Consider the following 19,743-nt stretch of genomic DNA (forward strand, 5'->3'; position numbering starts at 1 on the left):
TGTCGTCGCTTATTGTGCAGCAACCAGAACTTTCAGATCAGAAAGTTTGTTGTTAATTGCCAGTAGCTTTTTCTCTTTATCGTCAGCTGCCAGGCCTTCGTTTCCTTCGATCTTCAGCTTGTTTTTGAACAGAGCCAACTGACGTACAGGATATAGCTGTGTGTTGTTACTTTCCATAAACAGTCCCTGACCATCAGAGATACCACCCAGAACTTCTCTGGCGCGGGCTGTATCGCCAATACGACCATAACCCAGGAAGAATGCTTTAATACGAGACTTTAGTTCTTTGGACATATCTTTGCGATAGACCATTGGATCTGACGGGATCAACGGAGATGTCCAGATGACTTTGATTTTTGCAGCAGCATCCGGTGCTTTTTTCATAGAGCGGCCAATTTGCTCTGAATTGTTTGCGGCAACATGAACCTGCTTATTGGCAGTCGCCATCAGGTTGGTTTCGTGGTTTGCATTACGAACAGTCTTGAAACATTCTTTTGGATCCACACCATTCTGGGCAAAGACATAGTATGAAGGAACCAGAAAACCGGATGTAGAGTTTGGATCGCCGATACCAAAGTTCAATGACTGATCACATTTAAAGATATCTTCAAGACTGTTAATATCTTTGTTATCTACATGCGTAATGATGTGAGAGTAATAACCTTGGCTTCCGTCAGCTTTGGATGTCTGTACGAAAACCTCGCCACCGGAACGATCAACTGCTTCCATACCGGATTTGTTACCAAACCAGGCCAGATGAACTTTACCAAAGCGCATGGCTTCGATAACACCCGCATAGTCGGGGGCAAAGAAAGGCTTCACCTTCATACCAAGTGCAGCTTCCATGTCCTTCATCAAAGGAACCCACTGCTCTTTCAGGTTAGAAGTTGATTCTGTTGAAATAATCCCGAAGTTAAGTTCCGTAGGATCTTTTTCAAGAGGCTTGTAGTTAGTCTCAGCCTGAGCAACACCACCAACAAGTGCTGTTACTGCAACGGCAGCAGAAGCGATTAGTTTGCGAACCATTTTACCTGTTCTCCTAGTTTAAAAAGTACGTAAATGCCAGATACATGAGGACCTTCAGGTCGTAGCTTTCAAGCCACTGCCTGTTCTGGAAGTGATGTCACAACAGGCTCTTCCTGTTGCTTGGAACCTAGCAATTCCAAACTGTCATCACCGTAAAGTTGTTCGAGAAGTTTCGGCGTCAATCGTTTTGAATCGCCGTCAAAAATAATTTCACCGTTCCGCATGGCAATTGTGCGTGGGCAATAGCGAAGCGCATAGTCAACCTGATGCAAAGAAACAAGAACAGTCACTCCGTCTTCCCTGTTCACATTTTCCAATGTATCCATTACTTTGCGTGCAGATGACGGATCAAGAGAAGCAATTGGCTCATCCGCCAAGATAACCTGTGCGCCCTGTGTAATAGCACGGGCGATAGCGGCACGTTGTTGTTGTCCTCCGGACAAGGTGGATGATCGCTGTTCAGCAAGATTATCAATGCCCACTCGTGCCAAAGCCTTCATGGCAACCATTTTCTCTGCACGTGTAAACAAACCCAAGGTGCCCCGCCACCTTGGAATTTGCCCTAAAAGGCCAATAAGTACATTTGTCAGAACAGAAAGGCGGTTTACCAGATTAAACTGTTGGAAAACGACCCCTACATCAGAGCGCGCAGAACGGACACCGCGTCCTAGTTTCCCGTTCTCCTGAATGGTTTGATCAAGGACTTCGATTTTACTGTTATCACTATCGCTTTTCATCAAGCCCGAGATATGTCGGATCAGGGTAGATTTACCGGACCCAGAAGCCCCGATCAGGGCAACCATCTCACCCTTATCAATCTGTAAATCCAGTGAATTCAGAGCTTTCTTGCCCTTTGTGAAGGTCTTATTAAGACCTGATACCTTGATCGCAACCATGTAACTTGCACCATAAACGCTTGAATGTTTGTTGATGCAACTCTGCCGCCTTTCAAAGACTCTTGCGTGATGGTTGTTTTAAGATTCTGTTAACGTCCTTCTTTTTTCCTGCACAAGAAGGGGATCTTGTCTAGATGAATTTCGACTGTATCAATCACGCGTAAAGAAAGATCATATCTTCATCTGATAAAAAAATCGGGTTTTTTCAATAAAGAGTTCTATTGCTTCATTTGAAATATCCATGTGAGTAACCAAGCGTATTTCAGGAACTTGTGCACCGATTAGAATACCTTCTTCGAAGAGATAATCACACAGGGGTTGATGTTGCTCCTTACCCGGGTTCATAAAGACCATGTTTGTTTCAACTGTTGATAAATCAACTGTCACTTCTGGAATAGATTGTAATCCCCGCGCTAACTTCATAGCTTTGTTGTGATCATTTTCAAGTAAGGGAACATGATGTTCCAGAGCATAAAGACCACAGGCAGCTAGCACGCCAACCTGTCGCATCCCACCACCCAATAGCTTTCGCATTCGTTTTGCACGTTTAATTAGATACTCAGATCCGCAAAGAACAGATCCAATCGGTACTCCCAACCCTTTGGAAAGGCATATAGAGATAGAATCAACAGGTTCACACAACGTTTTCAATGACAGATTCAAGGCCGTAGCAGCATTGAATATACGTGCTCCATCAAGATGAACCGATAAGTTATTCTCGTGAGCAACCTTAGCCAGAGCAGCGATACGTTCTGGATTTTGCACACGTCCAGACACTGTATTTTCAAGACATAGTAAACGACTGATTGGACAGTGGAAATCATCTGGCTTTATCGCATCTTTAACCTGTTGAGGATCTAAACCACCCGAATTATCGGTCGGCAAGGGAAAGGGAGAAATTCCACCGAGTACGGCAGCTCCACCGGCCTCGTCAATAAAGATGTGGTATTCGTCCCCTGCTATATATTCATCACCACGCCCGCAATAACTCAAAAGAGCTGCGAGATTGCTTTGGGTTCCAGTAGGAAAAAACAGAGCATTTTCCATGCCAGCCATTTCAGCAAGTTTACGCTCAAGCTCTGCCACAGTTGGATCATCATCATAGACATCATCACCCACTTTGGCCTTCGCCATAGCCTCAAGCATTCCTTTACTCGGTCTCGTGACGGTGTCACTACGAAAGTCAGCAATCAGACCTGAATTCGAACCGATCTGATCTTTGCGATCCAGCATACTTGAGTACATACAAACACTCCTACAACATTTAAGATCAGCCAATTTTATCTATGGAATCTTGAGACACTCAAATGAGCTCTTTGAACGCTTAAGATACGGCCTTTTCGGGACAACTATCAAGATAACAACCAAGAGCCTTAAATGCTCCTGAGTCATATGCCTTAAGAAGAACGAGGGAAAACGATAAACAGAGCTATAAACTTTGTCACGGCAGGAAGTCACGATTGAGGTAATTTTTTTTGTTCTCCAACATTCAAGTGATAACCTTGAATTAAAATCCAAAAATCAAATAAACAATTAGGCAGAATCACCCAAACTGATATTAGATAGATACTCAGAACACTCCTCTTCTGTTCCTATTCAGCGGTAAAGACATAGTATGTGGCAAACAATCAGGTCAATTTCCTCACTCCTTTTTAGTTTTGCCATGCTCATGCTTGGCCAAGGTATGATCAACACATTGCTAGGTCTTCGAAGCCGAATTGAAGGTTTCTCAACCGAGACCACAGGCCTGATTATGACTGGTCAGTTTGTAGGTATGTTGATCGGTGCTGTTTTTGCCATACGCGTTATCGCCGCTGTTGGGCATATTCGTTCCTTTGCCGCCTTTGCTTCAATCCTATCTGTAGCTGTCCTTGCCCATGTTCTTTTTGCCGATCCGATTTTCTGGTTTTTCCTGCGAATTGTGACTGGCTTTTGTATGGCTGGAATGATTATGGTGGTCGAAAGCTGGGTGAATGAAAAATCCAGCAATGAAAACAGAGGAAAAATTCTCTCCCTCTATATGATAACGAACTATATAGGGTCTGGTTCAGGGCAATTTATGATGCTCTTGGGGGATCCCGCCCAATTCCAGCTCTTCGTTATTGCCTCCATGGTTTATTCTTTTGCGTTGGTTCCACTTCTCCTAACCAGAGCAACAGCCCCGACACCAAGTTCTCCAAAACGCATGGCTTTCAAAAAACTATTTCTGGTCTCACCAGTTGGTGTATTTGGAACAGTGTGTGCTGGTATGTCCAACTCTTCCCTGAACAGTATGGGGGCCGTTTTTGGCAAGGATGTTGGCCTTACTATACCTCAGATTTCAACCTTTATGGCTGCCGCGATTTTTGGCGGTATGCTGTTACAATTCCCTATAGGACGAATATCAGATCGTTTTGACAGACGAACAGTTCTCATCGTTTCATCGCTTTTAACAATCGGATCATGTTTTGCCGTTATCTGGGCCACAGGACAGAGCTTTATTATCTTAATTGCAGCCATTGCGATCTATGGGGGCATGTCCTTTACCATATACCCGATTTCTGCGTCACAGGTTAACGACATGGCAGATAGAAAAGAGTTGGTTCAAGTCTCTGCCGGACTATTGATCGCCTATGGCGTTGGCGCGAGTTTGGGGCCAACAGTCGCCGCACAGTTTATGGCTTTTACGGGCCCCGAAGGTATATTTATGTTCTTTGTTCTAAACAACAGCCTGTTGGTAATCTTTACCATTATCCGTATTTTCCAACGCCAAAGACATGTAGAGAATAAAGCACCGTTCTTACCCTTGGGCGGTAACGGCATGAGCAGTAAACAGCTTTATACCGCCGCGATCAAAGCCGAGACATCTGTGAAAAAAGAAACCAATACAGAGAATTAATCAAATTGAAATCGACCAACAACTGACAGAAACAAGATATCAATCCGGGAAACAATGGTGGCACTGTTCGCTCAAACAGCGCCACCAAAAAAATACTACCTTGACGCGATTTGTTGCGATTTTCCGACCAAGACTTCTGCTTGACGAATAGATGCGTAATCAATCAGTCTCCCATCAAGAGAAACAGCCCCTTTCCCTTGGCGTTCGGCTTCGGCCATAGCATCGAGAATACGCTTGGCACGGGTTACTTCTTCATCACTCGGGCTCATTACTTCGTTTGCCAGATCAATTTGTGACGGATGAATAGCCCATTTGCCTTCGCATCCAAGAACTGCTGCGCGTCTTGCCGCTGCCTTGAAACCTTCCGGATCTGAAAAATCCCCAAATGGCCCATCGACAGGTCGCAATCCATTGGCCCGAGCAGCGACAACCATTCTGCTAATTGCGTAGTGCCACATGTCCCCCCAATGCGTAAGACGATCCCCAGACAAATCAGGATCCGTTAAAACGGCATAATCTTTATTTACACCACCTATCATTGTAGTTCTTGCGCGTGTCGATGCAGCATAATCAGCCACTCCAAAGTGAAGAGATTCATTTCGGCGACTTGCAGAGGCAATTTCGTTCACATTCTGCATGCCGAGAGCTGTTTCAATGATATGTTCAAAACCGATGCGCTTTTGATACCCTTTTGCATCTTCGATCTGGGTAACAAGCATGTCTATTGCATAAACATCGGCCGCGGTTCCTACCTTGGGTATCATAATTAAATCAAGGTGTTGGCCAGCCTGTTCAACAACATCGACAACATCACGATACATGTAATGGGTATCAAGCCCATTAATACGAATGGACATGGATTTTCCTGTCCAGTCGAGATCATTTAAAGCTTGAATAATATTTTTCCTGGCTTGCTCTTTTTCATCAGGAGCAACAGCATCTTCCAAATCAAGAAAAATAACATCGGCATCTGATTTTGATGCTTTTTCAAAAAGTTGCGGTTGACTTCCGGGTACGGCAAGCTCACTTCTGTTTAGCCTTGCTGGGGCTTGATCTATTATTTGAAAACTCATTTTTGGGACTTCCTATTCCAATTATTACAGGTCTAGGAGCGGAATTAACCGGGCAAAATATCTTTGCTGTCAACCATGATTTTTTCCTTCACTACGTGAAGGATTTTTTTGAGAAATTCAATTTCTGGATTCTCTGGAAAATTCCAACTTTAAAAACAATTATTCCTCTTGCTCATTCTGAAGAGAAACACGCGTCGAATAATAATAGGCAATAGCCTGTGATCTATTAGTTACAGAAAGTTTGTCGAACAAGTTTCTCAAGTGGAACTTTACCGTATTCAAAGAAATATCATGATCACGGGCAAGCTCCTTGTTGGTTCGACCTTGGGCAAGAGAAACCAATAATGTTCGCTCTCGTTTTGTCAGAGATCTCATAGGGTCCTGGCGTAGATCACGCACATCGACAAAGGGGAACACCATACCTCCTTTGGCAATATCTTCAACAATATCCAATAGATATTCCGGCGGCTGAGAACGCGAGCAATATCCCGCTGCTCCTGCTGCCATAGCTTGTTTTGGAATATCCTGATGATCTCCCTGAGCATAAACGACAATACGAGGAGGTTTTTCCTGATTTCGAATAATTTCAATTAACCGTTCCCCCCCCAACATTGGCAATGACCAGTCAACAATACCAACGGTGAAAGTTGAAAGTAACGTGATCTCAAGAAAGTTCTCGGCTGATCCGACAGAAGCCACAAGACTAAAACGAGAATCACGATCAAAAAACTCTGACAAGGCAGAAAGCATCAATGGGTTACTATCCGCCAAAGCAACTTTGATCGGTTCTATATCGACTTTCCCTACATTCGGCAAAATCCTGACCTTTCATACAAAAACCACCCATAAGAATAGTATATTAAATTAGATTTTGATCAAAACCAATTATTAAGTATTGTTTTTTACCTACTCATATAGATGCTCAAAAGCAGTATTTTAGAGTGTTGTATCAATTTCAAAATCATCGTTTCATGTTTGAAACTTATCGGTTTGCTAATACCCAGCTCCCGGTTTGTAAAGATACTAGGCAAGTTGAACAGAAAATTTGAAAAGGAAAATTCATGGATATCCATGAGTATCAAGCAAAAAGTATCCTTGCGAACTTTGGCGTCACCATTCCACGTGGAGGTCTCGCCTATAGTCCCGAACAAGCAGCTTACCGCGCCCGAGAAATTGGTGGAAACAAATGGGTCGTCAAGGCCCAGGTCCACACTGGTGGTCGTGGCAAGGCTGGTGGTGTTACCTTGTGTGAAAATGAAGAACAGGTGTTTGATGCGGCAGACAAAATGTTCGGAAAACGCCTGGTAACAAATCAAACAGGTCCTGACGGAAAATTCATTTATCGTGTTTATGTAGAGGGCGGTGTCCAAATAGAACGTGAGATTTATCTCGGTTTTGTCCTAGATCGCAAATCTGAAAGAATTATGATTGTCGCCTCTGCTTCTGGCGGTATGGAAATTGAGGAAATATCTGAAAGCCATCCAGACAGTATCATTAGATCCATTGTTGAACCTGCAGTTGGCATGCTTGACTTTCAGGCTCGAGAAATAGCCTTTAAGCTAGGTGTGGATCCAGCACAAATTCCACAAATAATTGAGACGATCATCGGTTGTTATAAGGCTTTTCGTGAACTTGATGCTACAATGGTTGAAATCAATCCATTGGTTGTGACAAGTGAAGGTGCAATTATAGCTCTTGATGCTAAGATGACCTTTGATGACAATGCTCTCTTTCGCCATCCAGACATTTCAGAGTTGCGTGATAAATCCCAAGAAGATCAAAGAGAGTCAAAAGCGTCTGACAGAGGTTTGAATTATGTTGCGCTAGATGGTGAAATTGGCTGCATCGTAAACGGTGCAGGGCTTGCCATGGCAACAATGGATATTATTGAAGTATCCGGCGGTCGCCCGGCAAACTTTCTGGATATTGGTGGCGGAGCATCACCGGAACGCGTTGCCAAAGCCTTTAACCTCGTCATGGCTGATGGTAATGTCAAAGCCATTCTTGTCAATATTTTTGCTGGTATCAATCGTTGCGACTGGGTTGCAGAGGGTATTGTACAAGCCTTACAAAACACTTCGATTGATGTTCCTGTTATTGTTCGTCTGGCAGGCACCAAAGTTGAAGAAGGTCGCAAGATATTGGCCAGTAGTGGTTTACCCATCATTCGAGCAAGTACCTTAGCCGAAGCAGCAGAGCGTTCTGTGGAAGCATGGAAAAATACTGACAATGTTCAAGTTCTTAATGAGGTAGTATCATGAGCATTCTATTAAACCGTGAGACAAAAGTTCTCGTACACGGAATTAGTGGTAAGATTGCCAGATTCCATACAAAAGAGATGATAGAATACGGTACGAATGTTGTTGGTGGGGTAGTTCCAGGAAAAGGCGGAGAAAGTGTAAATGGTGTTCCTGTTTTTGATACCGTAAAGGACGCTGTCAAAGAGACAGGAGGTTCAGCTTCTATAGTATTTGTGCCCCCTCCCTTTGCAGCAGATTCTATAATGGAAGCAGCTGACGCCGGTATTGAATTCTGCGTCTCCGTGACTGACGGTATTCCTGCGCAAGATATGATGAGCGTAAAGCGTTACATGCGTCGTTATCCAAAAACAGAGCGCATGCGTTTAACTGGCCCCAATTGTGCTGGGACAATCACGCCAGGCGAAGCCTTGCTCGGCATCATGCCAGGACACATCTATATACCAGGTTCTGTTGGTATTGTTGGTCGTTCGGGAACATTAGGTTACGAAGCAGCATCACAAATGAAAGCACTGGGTATTGGAGTTTCCACAAGTGTAGGTATTGGTGGTGATCCTATCAATGGTAGCTCATTCAAGGATATTCTGGAACTGTTTGAACAGGATCCAAAAACAGAAGCTGTTGTCATGATCGGTGAAATTGGCGGACCACAAGAAGCAGAAGCTGCTGATTTCATCAGAGATCACATGACCAAACCCGTTATCGCTTATGTTGCGGGACTAAGTGCCCCCAAAGGACGGACAATGGGCCACGCAGGTGCAATCATTACGGCCTTTGGTGAAAGTGCCAATGAAAAGGTGGGTATCTTGCGCGAAGTCGGAGCTTCGATTGCCCCAGATCCATCCTTGATAGGAACTACGGTTGCTCAATCCCTATCCAAAGCTTCTTAAAGTCAATATAAGTTAAGAACAATGCTGTGCGTACCCTTTTGAGTTACGCACAGCTTTTAATTGAAAAATATAAATAAATTTAACTAATAAATAAAATGCACTACAAAAACATCACCTAATAACAATCAACTTTAATAATTAAACAAACATTCAAAAACAAAACATATAAATAATTACACATAAAATCATTATTACGAACATTTTCTTATAATTTTTAAAATAATACGTAATATAACGAAAAAATCATACACTTGTATGTAGTATTTTTAATATTAAATCTATCTAAAATTTTAAATACTGTTATTATATTCGAGTCATTTTCCTCAACCGTGGCCTGACTGATTTGCCTGAGGGGGCAGCGCCAGTACCAAGAGCCCGAGGAGGCTAGAATGTCAGATTCAAACACACCCCGTAATTCCGGTGACACTACCCCTGAAATCGAAGTGTTAGAGCAAGAACCTATTCTTGCTGTTGGCCAAGAGGCTACAGAGCTTTCGATTGATTTACCCGCGGTAGGTACTTCTCAATCTATTACGGCACAAGCAGGGCAACGTTTACAGTTAAACTTTGATGCCACCCAAGCTGCCGCCGTAGTTGATGGACAAAATCTTGTTTTGAATTTTGACCTTAATGGAGACGGTACACCGGAAAGTAGTATCGTCTTTGAAAATCTGGCCGGTGATTTTGGTGATGGAGAGGCCCCTCTTCTAGTCATTGACGGTACTGAAGTGGCCGCCAGTCAGCTAATAGGACTTGTCCTTGCTCAGGCCGGAGATCTACCACTTGAAACTGCGGCAGGAGCCGGGGCAGCTGGTGCAACTGGCGGTGGCGGTAGCGTCTATAGCGAGGACACCGGTAGTGTTATCGATTTGTTGATTGCTCAAGGTGTTATAGGACCAACTGAACTTGATTTTGGCCTACTTGGTGCCGGAGATGATATCACAGACCCTGCAGAAGGAGCTTTTGACGTAACCTTTATTACAACGATTACTGAAATTCCGGACAACGAGCTTGGCGGTATATCCGGCACTTTTGCCGGCGGATTTGAAGATTGGTTACCCAATCAGAATTTACCTTGGGGTGATTTAAATAAAGACGATAATCCCTTTGGCGGTGAAGGTGGAGAAGACTCCCTTGAAATTGCAGCAGCTCCGATGCAGGTCGTGTTTACCTTTACTCCCGCTGATAATGAAACCTTGGACTTTGTCGTTCTTGATGCCTTACCAGATGGCGCCCGCTTGTTCATTGGTGGGTCAGAATTAGGCGATGAATATACAGGCACATTCCCTGCTGTTATCTCTCCTGATGATTTAGGAGATGTTTTTATTCTGCCTCCACCAGATTCAGATGAAGATATAATTGTATCTGGCACAGCAGTTATTACCGATCCAGATTCAGGTTTATCAGCTGTGCTTCCTTATTCTGTCGAGGCCATTATTGATGCCGCAGCAGACATGCCACTACTATCGCTAGGGCGTGATGATGGCGGCGAAGGTGGTGAAGGCGGTGAACAAGACTACCCTGATATCCAGATTAGAGATCAAATCAAAGATATACCGGATGATAACGATAATGAAGTCTTCTTGGATGGCGGTAAAAATGGTGTCATTAGCGAAGAAAGTATCATCAAGCTTCCTATTAATGCAGAACTTTGTGATAAAGACGGCTCAGAAACACTAACACTAGTTCTTTCTGGTATTCCTGCCGGGTTTACAATCAACGAAGATTGCACAAAATTACCTGAAGGTTGGGAAATATTCGGACCAATTTCCACTGATGTATCCGATCCGACCAATGAAGAAGAAGACGATGAAAACCCCAATGGGACAGTTCAATACATCGTTCGTTATACAGAGGATCTTCCCGACCCGGATGATCCGGATCTTGATCCATCTGAAACAATTGACTTCACAATGTTTAGCGGTTTGGTCGCTTTCAACACCAACGACTACACAACAACAGGTGTTGATGTTGAAGGAGGTGAAGGTGGTGAAATTCCGACAATCCCAACATTGCTAACGGACGAACAATACCCTTATCCATCCCCTGACACAGAAGATGGCGGCCGTTATGTAGAAGGTCCTACGCATACAAATGGCCCTGTTGTCATTACCGTACAGGCAATTGCTGAAGAACAAGAAACTGATATTGGTACGGATGAATTAACGCTGGAAAATAATACTGCCTTTGCAGAAAGCAGCTTTATCTTTGATATCCAGGAAGATATCCCCGAAATCGATACGAAAATTGCCATTAGTATTGATGAAACAGATGGTGATCAAACCAATGCCGAAAAACGTGTAACAAATGATGTCGCCGGCGTTTCGGAAGCGCAAAGTCATCTTGCAACAATAATGAGCAACGATGGTGTCACGCCACCAGATGCAATCAGCCAAGGATTCAGACCAATTAAAGATGCCCTGAATCTATTTACTGATGGATCAAACGACGAAGTTGATGGTTCTGACGGTGCGTCCGATACAGATAGCCCTTCAAGCCCCAGTCTTTCGCCACCTGACGATCTTGAAGATATTCGCTTTATTGATTATTACGGCCAATACAGCGGTGTTAATACTACTGATGGATCACCTATTTACCTCTATTCCTCTTCCTCTGATCCATCGGTCGTCTATGGTCGGACTTCAGGTGTCAGCGGTGATCTTGCTTTTGTCGTAACCATCGGATCAGACCTGCTCAATGGTGAAAATGATATTGATATCTATATTGAGCAATATGAGTCGTTACAGCATCCCAATACAAAAGATCACGACGAAACAATCAGCTTTAATCTCAAATACTACGCTACAGACGATGAAGGAGATCAAAGTGAAATTGGACGTTTAAAAATCAAAGTGGATGACGATGGCCCGGAAATTAGCGGCCACGAATTTCTCTGCGTTGATGAAACTGACTTTGATAACGGATCAGTCATTTCCGACTTTGGACAGTTTGATACTTTTGATTTTGGTGCGGATGGCCCGGCAGTCGATGATATCCACATTGATATGTTTTCTCTTGGCACAATCAGAACAACGCAAGGGAACTATCCGGTTAGCACAAACCAGACTGACGACACCTTGATTGGTACCGCTAATGGTGAAGTAGTTTTCAAATTTACAGTCAACCCGGATGGAACCTATAACTACGAACAATACGAAGCTTTGGAACACTGGAATCCCTATAGCCATAATGAACCTCTTGGAATGTTATTTACTGTTAAGATTAAAGACGGTGATGGCGATAGAGATTATGGTAAGGTTCTGCTGAAAGTTCTGGATGACGGTCCTGATATTGGTGGTCAGGAAATGGTGATGGTTGATGAGACTGACCTGAATACCAGTGCATCAATAAAGGATGGCGGTACTTTTGATATCTTTAATTTTGGGGCAGACGGACCGCAAACAGACTATCCCTGGACACCTCATAATGATGCCATCAGAATTTACGCCAACACCAGTGGCATAACGACCTCGGAAACCGACACGCCAATTACAACATCACAAAGTGGCAATGTTCTCACCGGATGGGCTGCAGGTGATGTGGCTTTCACCTTTACGGTTAACCCTGATGGAACTTATGAATACGAGCAATTTATAGCGTTAGAACATCCGGATACAGAGGATCACAATGATCCGCTACCAATGAAATTCCACGTCAAACTTGTTGATGGCGATTGGGACTTTGATTGGGGCTCAGTAGATGTCATTGTTAAGGATGATGGCCCCTCTATATCCGTTAATCCGCCAGATGAATTTGTTCTTAATGGCAGCTTTGAGGATGGCCATACTTTAAGTGGTGCAAATTGGGATGTATTCCAAAATCTAAGCGACGGGTCTTGGAGTAATGGTGGCGATGGTCAACCAGGTTTTGAAATTCAGCATGGTGGCGTCGCAGGACCAGCCCAGCATGGAGATGCCTTGCTCGAACTCGACGCACATCAAAACTCAATTGCGCAGCAAGATATCTCGGGCATGACAACAGGCGAAGATTACGTCCTGACTTTCCACTATCGCCCACGGGTTAATAACGGCACCGATACCGATGATGTGATTATCAACTGGAATGGTGTCCCCGTTAAGGATGTTACCTCTACTGACGCCCCTGGCGGCTGGACGAAATTTACTGTTGTCGTAACGGCAGGTGCAGGCAGCAATAATCTCGCCTTTGAAGGTACAGGAAAGAATGAAAGTCTGGGTGGATATATTGATAACGTCTCAATTACCCATGCCCTTTGCGTTGATGAAACAAACCTTGATCAGGACGATAGTTTTGACTTCTCTGGACGTTTTACCAGTAGTTTCGGTGCCGATGGTCCTGGTAGCCTGACATATACTGTTTCTGCCACAAACGGAACAGATTCTGGGCTGGTAGATACTGAAACCGGCAGTCCTGTACTTCTTTATACCCAAGGCGGTAATGTTCATGGTCGTGTTGGCGGCTCAGATGGTGATGTAGTTTTCAAGGTATCCGTTGATGGTAACGGAGTTGTTTTGCTAGATCAGCAACGCGCACTTGAACACCCTGATGCTGACAATCCAAATGATGCAATAAGTTTGGCATCAGGCCTGATCAACCTGACTGGCAAGATTGCCGATAGTGATGGAGACCATGATGAAGCAGTTCTTGATCTTGGGGCATCACTTTATTTCAAGGATGATGGACCTGTCGCAATTGAAGACAAGGTTAACCTTGTGGCTCTGCCAGAGAAAACACCACCACTCAATATCGGATTTGTCATTGATGAAAGCGGATCCATCGGTCAGTCAAACTACCAGACACAAGTCAATGGCGTTCGCGGCTTTATTGACAAATTGGTAACAGAAAGCACTGCGCTGGAAACATTAGCCTTCTCGCTGGTAACTTTCGGTACAAATGCCGAAGATTATGGCACCTTTGTTTTTGATGGCTTTGCTGGTGGAACCCTTGATCTGGATGATTTCAAGCGTCTCAACAATGACGGTACTTTGTCATCAACAACGCTCGATGATCAGCTTACAGTCATTCACGGTGCTTATGACGGTTCAGGTTCAACAAACTATGATGCCGGTATGGTATCCATGTTCGGAACAAGTTCAGAATATCTGGACAATCCTGTGATGGCCTTACCATCTTTTGAAAATCATCTCTATTTCATCAGCGATGGTGCACCAAACTATACCAGCACAAGTAATATTGATGAAATCGATAGTAATATTGCAACTGCAATTGTCGACAATAACATTCAGGTTACGGGTATTGGAATTGGTCAGAACTCTTCGATTGAGGACGGTCTGGAAGATTATTTCCTCAACACAGGTGGTGGCGATGCTGTTAATCCTTCTATCCCGTCTAGTCTCTATAGCTTTGTCAGCGTTCCCGATTTCAAGGATCTGGCGAATGCTCTGGGGGGGACTCTTGGCGGTGTAAATGCCAGTGGCAATCTGCTTGCCAATGATCAACCGGGTGCAGATGGGCTTGGTGCAGTTGCCATTACCGAAGTTCTCCATAATGGTATCCCCTATACTGATGCCGGGGACGGTAGCAGCGATGGTATAATCACCATTGCCTCAACTAAAGAAGGCGGCAAGCTTGTGGTTAATACAACCACAGGCGATTACACCTATACCGCACCAGAATCTGCCAGCAGTGATTTTGAAGAAACCTTTACCTACACAATGGTTGATGGTGACGGAGACTCTTCTTCTGCTGATCTGAAAGTCTGTGTAACTCTGCCAGAACCAGTTGATGCAATTGATGATATCATTCTGACAAATATCACATCCGGCGATATCCACATCCCGGATTCAGCCTTGCTGTTTAATGATAAGACCAATTCGGATACATCCCTAATCGATGTTGATAATCCAGTAAACGGAACGGTTAGTGAAAGCGGTGAAATTGTTACCTTTGTACCGGACGGCATGGATATCTCAAGTCTAGGATTTGGATCTGGCAGTACGGTTCAAACTATTTCTGAAAGGAATTATGGATCTGATGGATATTTCTACCATGATCCTCCTGGACCATTTAATGATCACATAGATAATTATGAAAGTAATAGTGATCGGGATACATCAGGCTCTAATCGCTCAACACAGCTGAATCGTTCAAACTGGATCAGAGATGACAGTACGCCAGCCGATGAAGTAGTTCACCTGCTTAATATCAATGGACGTATTAGAGACGCCAGTGACAGAGGTTGGCGTTCAACAACAAGGCGCTATGATCGAGATAGCTATCAGATAGCTCTTTTAAGCGGGGAAACATTCTCTCTCGAGAGCTTTACCGGACATCCAAACCTTAAAGTCGTTCTCTTTAGCCCTGGTGGATCGGTTATAGATTATGATTTTAACCCAGGTGAGAGTTATACAGCTATAAGCTCTGGAGACTACTATATCCGTGTCCAATCAACAGACAGTAAAAATGGTAATTCAACCCGTACTCGAGATTATGAAGCAGAGCTTTCTATTGAAAGTACTGATCTCGTTCAAGTACAAGATGGTGCTTTTGACTACACAATATCAGATTTAATTACATCTGATACGGCAGATGTATCCGTTGAATATCAAGATGGTAATACCATTACCGGAACTGATGATGGTGAAATTCTTGTCGGTGGTGATAGCGATGATACCCTTATCGCTGGCGGCGGAAACGATACTCTGATTGGTGGAGCAGGATCAGATACACTAACAGGTGATGCCGGAGCCGATACCTTCCTCTTCTTTGGTCAGATCGTCGGTGTTGATGTTGATACAATCACAGACTACGACAAAGCCGAGGGTGACATTCTTGATATCAGTGACCTGATTATTTTTGATGACAATACAGATGTCGTTGCAAGCTTTGTTCGGGCCACAGATACCGGACCAAGTACATCACTGGAAATTTCCAGCGATGGTGTGACCTATACAGAAATTGCTGTCATGGAAAATGTTGTAGCAACTGACATCCTGACAGTCGTTCTGGATACTGACGAACATGTTATTGTCGTTGGATAAACCGCAACACTATCAAAACAAGAACCCCCGCAGTTAATGCGGGGGCTTCTGCTTTTTATGAAAGTTTATGGCCTGAAAACTTTCCAGCCATCATCTGTTTTTAACCAGAAAGCGCCCTGCCAAATTGAAGAACGTCCAGTGGCAACATCGGTTTTCTCTTCGAACTCAATGGGTCCATGACCTTTACTATTCGCAACCTGATACGCACGACCACCCAGAATTTTATTTACTTGAATATTTTTGGATGATTTGACCGTGTACTTGCCACTCAATAATTCAGCAACCATCCCCTTGATCATTTCTGGCGGTGGGCCATCCGCTAGCTTCAAGTCAGTCATCATTGGCTCAAAGAAAGCAATATAAGCTTCTGTATCTTGATCAACGGCTGCTTGATACATCACTTCAATCGCTTCAAGTAATCCATCATCAGTGGTTATTTCGCCCGTCAAATAACTGAATGCCGGTTGAGGACCGGCTTGAAAAACGGCACTTTGTTCCCCAGCCCCTTTTTGATGTAATTCAGCCAATACATTTTGATTTTTGCCCGGCTCTTCAGGAAAATCGCCCTGGCAAGCAACAAAAACTTCTGCACGTCCAGTAGCCTCTGGATCATCCGTAACCAATTCAATTTTGACATCGTTATCCCCTTCGAACAAAAAGTTAGCGGGGATGGCATTAAAGTGTGACCCCTTATGATTTATAAGGATTACATCGTTAACCCGGACAGTTAAAGTTGCTGCATCACTGCCTTGCAGTGCAACAGTTGTAATTTCTTTACAGGCGTGCGCAGGCATTGCTGTTATCCCTATTGATCCCATTGTTACCAAAGCCAAACAAACAGGTTTTATGCTTTTAAACATGATATTTCCTTCTCATTCCTGACATCAGAGCCAAACTAAATCTGATGTCAGCATTTGATGTTTTGTTCACAACTAGGTCGAAACAATAAAAGTAACGGTTCAAATAAAAATAATTTTCTTCTATCTCATTGTTTTATATTCAATAAATAATTCAAATCTTAACATGTCCCTTTCAAAAGTCCTTCACCGTATACAGGATCTTTTCCGGGATCACCGAGGTCGGTTAAGGAAAAAGACAAAGCCCGCGACAAAACTTGGCGGGAAATTTTTGGATTGTTTTTCAGAATAAGAGCCGCGACAGCCAAAGCATGGGGCGTTGCGAAGGATGTGCCTGATACATAGGCCCCTTTGTTATCAGGAATCGCAGACCAGATATCAACACCCGGCGCAGAAAAATCAATAAAGTCACCCTGATTGGCATCGCGATAGATTTTTCGCCGGGAGTCAATCGCAGTAATGGTGAAAACACCGTCCAAGGCAGCAGGATAATTTTCCGGGGCTTCCGGACCTTGATTGCCAGCACTTGAAAAGACAATTGCCCCCTTCTCAAGCGAAAGAACAAACCCTTTGTTCAGAACTCTGTTCGCTATGGCTGTACTGAGAGAAACATTAATCAATCGCACCTGATTGGAAAGCAGCCAATCCAGACCCTGTAACACAGCAACAGTACTGGCCAACTGGTCACCTGAATGTGATAGCCTCAAAACCACCGCATTATATAATGTTGTCCCAGGGATCAAACCTTGATAGCCTCGTTCCGGATCATTGCCGATAAGAATAGATCCGATTGAAGTTGCATGGCTGAGATCAATAGTTTGAGTACCCAAAAAACTGCGAGATACAATCGATTGCTCAACGAATGCAGTATGATGCTGATCAATTCCACCATCCAGCAATCCAACGGGGAAGCCAAGCTGCGTATTCTGACACCCACTTTCATGCCCCCAACCAATTGTCTTTTGCGCATATAAACGCGGTTTGGCAGAGGAAGTAAGATCATTATTAAAATCGATCTCGGCATCCGGGAAAACGGCTCTGAGTTCTTGAATAACAGTTGTCGCATTTGCCGTACGAGTCTGAATAAGAACAGACTGCAAGGCATTTAGATTGTACACATCAACAACAGGTAAACCGCGTCTTTGCAGTTCTGATCTTACCGGGTTTTCCTGTGTATTCTCCACCAGAATAATAACATCCTGCACAACAGAATTATCGGCAGAGGTAGTATTATTCGACGGGCAAATGCGAACACTCAACCCGGTTTTATCAAACATATGCCCTTTATTCTTTTGATAAAATACAAGGTCGTAAGCTGTATTGAACGCAATATTTTTCTTAGGCAGATAACCGGAAATTCTCGTCTGGTTTTTATTCAATATTTCTAGCTCAATCAACATACCAGCATTATTCAATCCAAGACGGCTGTCCTTTGGAATTTGATCCAGGTTCTTTCCCTGAATAGTAAGTATTGTTCCCGGGCGAACACAACTTGCCCTGAGCTCTGAGAAAATGATCTCGCCCGGCTGCACGTTATGTGGCAGTACAAGAGGTGAGCGATCAGCAGGATTGGCCGTACCCGTCGCCCTTGAACCCTCTAATACCGGAGTTGTTTTTCCCGCAGGATCAACCGTGGTTTGAGCAGGAAGGTCTTTTGGCAATCCGACTGAAAGCAGAAGGAAGCCAAGGAAAGTCATAGAATGGCGCAACATCACTTCCCACCGCTTTCTCCGACATCACGTTGTACGGTTTCCACCAAATTTTTATGGGCCAGAAGTTTCGAGATAACGGCTTCCGGATCTTTGGGAACAGAGAGCTTGTAAATACCAAGTGCAGAAGGTCCGTCAACAATGCGGGCATCAACAGCCAACAGCAGTTCACGGATATTTTCTTCCTGTGCCTCGGGCACAAAAGTAACCGAGAGTACAGGCCCGCGAACAGGCGCAACATTACCACCACTTGCAGCAATCAGATCATTGTTCTGTTGCCAGAGCGGTACGACATAAGCAGTTTGAACAAGCAACATAATACAGGCTGCAAATGCTGCGATCCGCCAAACACTACTTTTGACGTTATCGTTTTGTGGGATTTTTTGTGTCTGAGCGGTTTTTTCTTTCGCAAGATCCCGCTGTAAACGTTTCAGCCCAAACCCACCCGGAGATATGCCAAGATCCTGATTGTGTACTTCATCTCTCATGCTTTCGAGAAAAGTACATTCCTCACGAAGGGCCTCATCTTCAGCCAAGGCTTTTTTGACGACTTCAAGCTCTTCGCCCTCAAGGGTCCCATTGACATAGAACGGTAAGAGCTCTTCAATTTCCTTTTTCATGTTCAGCCTCCCATACGGTTGGACAGGCAGCGTTTCATCGCCTGTTTGGCATGGAACATACGGGTCTTAACGGTGTTTTCCGGGCAATCCACAATCAGTGCAATCTCTGAATAGGGAAGATCTTCGAAAAATGCCAGTTGCATCACAGCACGTTGAACTGCTTTTAGAGTATCAAGGCAAAACTTGATATGGTCACTTTTTTCAGCAGTCAAAAGACACGCCATTGCGTCAGGACTATCATCCGCAGTTTCCGGAAAGTTGTCACTATCCATTGGTATGTCTGTTCTTTTACGCATCCGATCCACCGTCTTGTAGTACGCTATTCCAAATAGCCAGGTTGATACTTTAGAACGACCCTCAAAGGTTTCGGCTTTGCGCCAAACCTCTAAAAAGGTTTCGTTTAGTATGTCGGCTGCTTCGAATGAATCGTTCAATTTTGATTTAATAAAATGATACAGGCGTTTTTCAAACAGATTATAAAAATCAGCAAAGGCGGTTTCATCGCCTTTGCTGATACCTTTTAGTAGAGAAAATGCTGTATCGTTTTCTGTCATCA

13 protein-coding genes are annotated in these 19,743 nt (G+C 44.0%); 4 read left to right on the forward strand and 9 right to left on the reverse strand.

What is annotated here, in order from left to right; translation table 11 throughout:
- Window positions 1-9: 9 nt before the first annotated feature.
- The 3 genes from phnD to ltaE all read right to left on the reverse strand — a co-directional run bounded on the left by phnD (window position 10) and on the right by ltaE (window position 3,167).
- Window positions 10-1,026, reverse strand: a complete 1,017-nt coding sequence (gene phnD, locus D9A03_RS01765; protein WP_120495518.1) for a phosphonate ABC transporter substrate-binding protein — start codon at window positions 1,024-1,026, stop codon at window positions 10-12.
- A 68-nt stretch (window positions 1,027-1,094) separates the two neighbouring features.
- Window positions 1,095-1,922: a phosphonate ABC transporter ATP-binding protein gene (gene phnC / locus D9A03_RS01770; protein ID WP_120495519.1), complete on the reverse strand. Its 828-nt coding sequence runs from the start codon at window positions 1,920-1,922 to the stop codon at window positions 1,095-1,097.
- 171 nt (window positions 1,923-2,093) lie between these two features.
- Window positions 2,094-3,167, reverse strand: a complete 1,074-nt coding sequence (gene ltaE / locus D9A03_RS01775; protein ID WP_216825352.1) for a low-specificity L-threonine aldolase — start codon at window positions 3,165-3,167, stop codon at window positions 2,094-2,096.
- 370 nt (window positions 3,168-3,537) lie between these two features.
- Here ltaE and D9A03_RS01780 point away from each other — a divergent pair, with 370 nt between their 5' ends.
- Complete coding sequence (locus D9A03_RS01780) at window positions 3,538-4,800, forward strand: MFS transporter (protein WP_120495520.1); 1,263 nt, start codon at window positions 3,538-3,540, stop codon at window positions 4,798-4,800.
- A gap of 95 nt (window positions 4,801-4,895) precedes the next feature.
- On the opposite strand, the gene D9A03_RS01785 is transcribed toward D9A03_RS01780, so the two are convergent.
- Both D9A03_RS01785 and D9A03_RS01790 read right to left on the reverse strand, forming a co-directional pair.
- Window positions 4,896-5,873 carry a CoA ester lyase gene (locus tag D9A03_RS01785; RefSeq protein ID WP_120495521.1) on the reverse strand — a complete coding sequence of 326 codons (978 nt, stop codon included), beginning with the start codon at window positions 5,871-5,873 and terminating at the stop codon, window positions 4,896-4,898.
- A 159-nt stretch (window positions 5,874-6,032) separates the two neighbouring features.
- Window positions 6,033-6,689 (reverse strand): response regulator transcription factor, encoded by a 657-nt coding sequence (locus tag D9A03_RS01790; protein WP_216825353.1) that lies wholly within the window; start codon window positions 6,687-6,689, stop codon window positions 6,033-6,035.
- 245 nt (window positions 6,690-6,934) lie between these two features.
- On the opposite strand from D9A03_RS01790, the gene D9A03_RS01795 reads away from it, so the two are divergent.
- The 3 genes from D9A03_RS01795 (at window position 6,935) to D9A03_RS01805 (ending at window position 16,001) form a co-directional block, all read left to right on the forward strand.
- Window positions 6,935-8,134, forward strand: coding sequence for a malate--CoA ligase subunit beta (locus tag D9A03_RS01795; protein WP_120495522.1), 1,200 nt, complete (start codon window positions 6,935-6,937; stop codon window positions 8,132-8,134).
- Window positions 8,131-9,021: a succinate--CoA ligase subunit alpha gene (gene sucD, locus D9A03_RS01800; RefSeq protein WP_120495523.1), complete on the forward strand. Its 891-nt coding sequence runs from the start codon at window positions 8,131-8,133 to the stop codon at window positions 9,019-9,021. Before D9A03_RS01795 ends, sucD begins: the two co-directional genes overlap by 4 nt.
- A 389-nt stretch (window positions 9,022-9,410) precedes the next feature.
- Window positions 9,411-16,001, forward strand: a complete 6,591-nt coding sequence (locus D9A03_RS01805) for a DUF5801 repeats-in-toxin domain-containing protein (RefSeq protein WP_120495524.1) — start codon at window positions 9,411-9,413, stop codon at window positions 15,999-16,001.
- Window positions 16,002-16,066: 65 nt separating this feature from the next.
- Here D9A03_RS01805 and D9A03_RS01810 read toward each other — a convergent pair whose 3' ends face one another.
- From D9A03_RS01810 to D9A03_RS01825, 4 genes are all read right to left on the reverse strand, one after another.
- On the reverse strand, window positions 16,067-16,861 hold the full coding sequence (locus D9A03_RS01810; protein ID WP_120495525.1) for a nuclear transport factor 2 family protein: 795 nt from the start codon (window positions 16,859-16,861) through the stop codon (window positions 16,067-16,069).
- 158 nt (window positions 16,862-17,019) lie between these two features.
- Complete coding sequence (locus tag D9A03_RS01815; protein WP_120495526.1) at window positions 17,020-18,570, reverse strand: S8 family serine peptidase; 1,551 nt, start codon at window positions 18,568-18,570, stop codon at window positions 17,020-17,022.
- Entirely contained in the window at window positions 18,570-19,187 is a 618-nt protein-coding gene (locus D9A03_RS01820) for a zf-HC2 domain-containing protein (RefSeq protein ID WP_120495527.1), read from the reverse strand. Before D9A03_RS01820 ends, D9A03_RS01815 begins: the two co-directional genes overlap by 1 nt.
- A gap of 2 nt (window positions 19,188-19,189) precedes the next feature.
- Window positions 19,190-19,741 carry an RNA polymerase sigma factor gene (locus tag D9A03_RS01825; RefSeq protein WP_120495528.1) on the reverse strand — a complete coding sequence of 184 codons (552 nt, stop codon included), beginning with the start codon at window positions 19,739-19,741 and terminating at the stop codon, window positions 19,190-19,192.
- Window positions 19,742-19,743: the final 2 nt, after the last annotated feature.

The organism is Kiloniella sp. EL199 (assembly GCF_900313065.1).
GTDB lineage: Bacteria > Pseudomonadota > Alphaproteobacteria > Kiloniellales > Kiloniellaceae > Kiloniella.

Bases quoted from the DNA above. Each gene is read 5' to 3' on its own strand.
- phnD (WP_120495518.1), bottom strand. From the start codon at position 1,026: ATGGTTCGCAAACTAATCGCTTCTGCTGCCGTTGCAGTAACAGCACTT.
- phnC (WP_120495519.1), bottom strand. From the start codon at position 1,922: ATGGTTGCGATCAAGGTATCAGGTCTTAATAAGACCTTCACAAAGGGC.
- ltaE (WP_216825352.1), bottom strand. From the start codon at position 3,167: ATGTACTCAAGTATGCTGGATCGCAAAGATCAGATCGGTTCGAATTCA.
- D9A03_RS01780 (WP_120495520.1), top strand. From the start codon at position 3,538: ATGTGGCAAACAATCAGGTCAATTTCCTCACTCCTTTTTAGTTTTGCC.
- D9A03_RS01785 (WP_120495521.1), bottom strand. From the start codon at position 5,873: ATGAGTTTTCAAATAATAGATCAAGCCCCAGCAAGGCTAAACAGAAGT.
- D9A03_RS01795 (WP_120495522.1), top strand. From the start codon at position 6,935: ATGGATATCCATGAGTATCAAGCAAAAAGTATCCTTGCGAACTTTGGC.
- sucD (WP_120495523.1), top strand. From the start codon at position 8,131: ATGAGCATTCTATTAAACCGTGAGACAAAAGTTCTCGTACACGGAATT.
- D9A03_RS01805 (WP_120495524.1), top strand. From the start codon at position 9,411: ATGTCAGATTCAAACACACCCCGTAATTCCGGTGACACTACCCCTGAA.
- D9A03_RS01810 (WP_120495525.1), bottom strand. From the start codon at position 16,861: ATGTTTAAAAGCATAAAACCTGTTTGTTTGGCTTTGGTAACAATGGGA.
- D9A03_RS01815 (WP_120495526.1), bottom strand. From the start codon at position 18,570: ATGTTGCGCCATTCTATGACTTTCCTTGGCTTCCTTCTGCTTTCAGTC.
- D9A03_RS01820 (WP_120495527.1), bottom strand. From the start codon at position 19,187: ATGAAAAAGGAAATTGAAGAGCTCTTACCGTTCTATGTCAATGGGACC.
- D9A03_RS01825 (WP_120495528.1), bottom strand. From the start codon at position 19,741: ATGACAGAAAACGATACAGCATTTTCTCTACTAAAAGGTATCAGCAAA.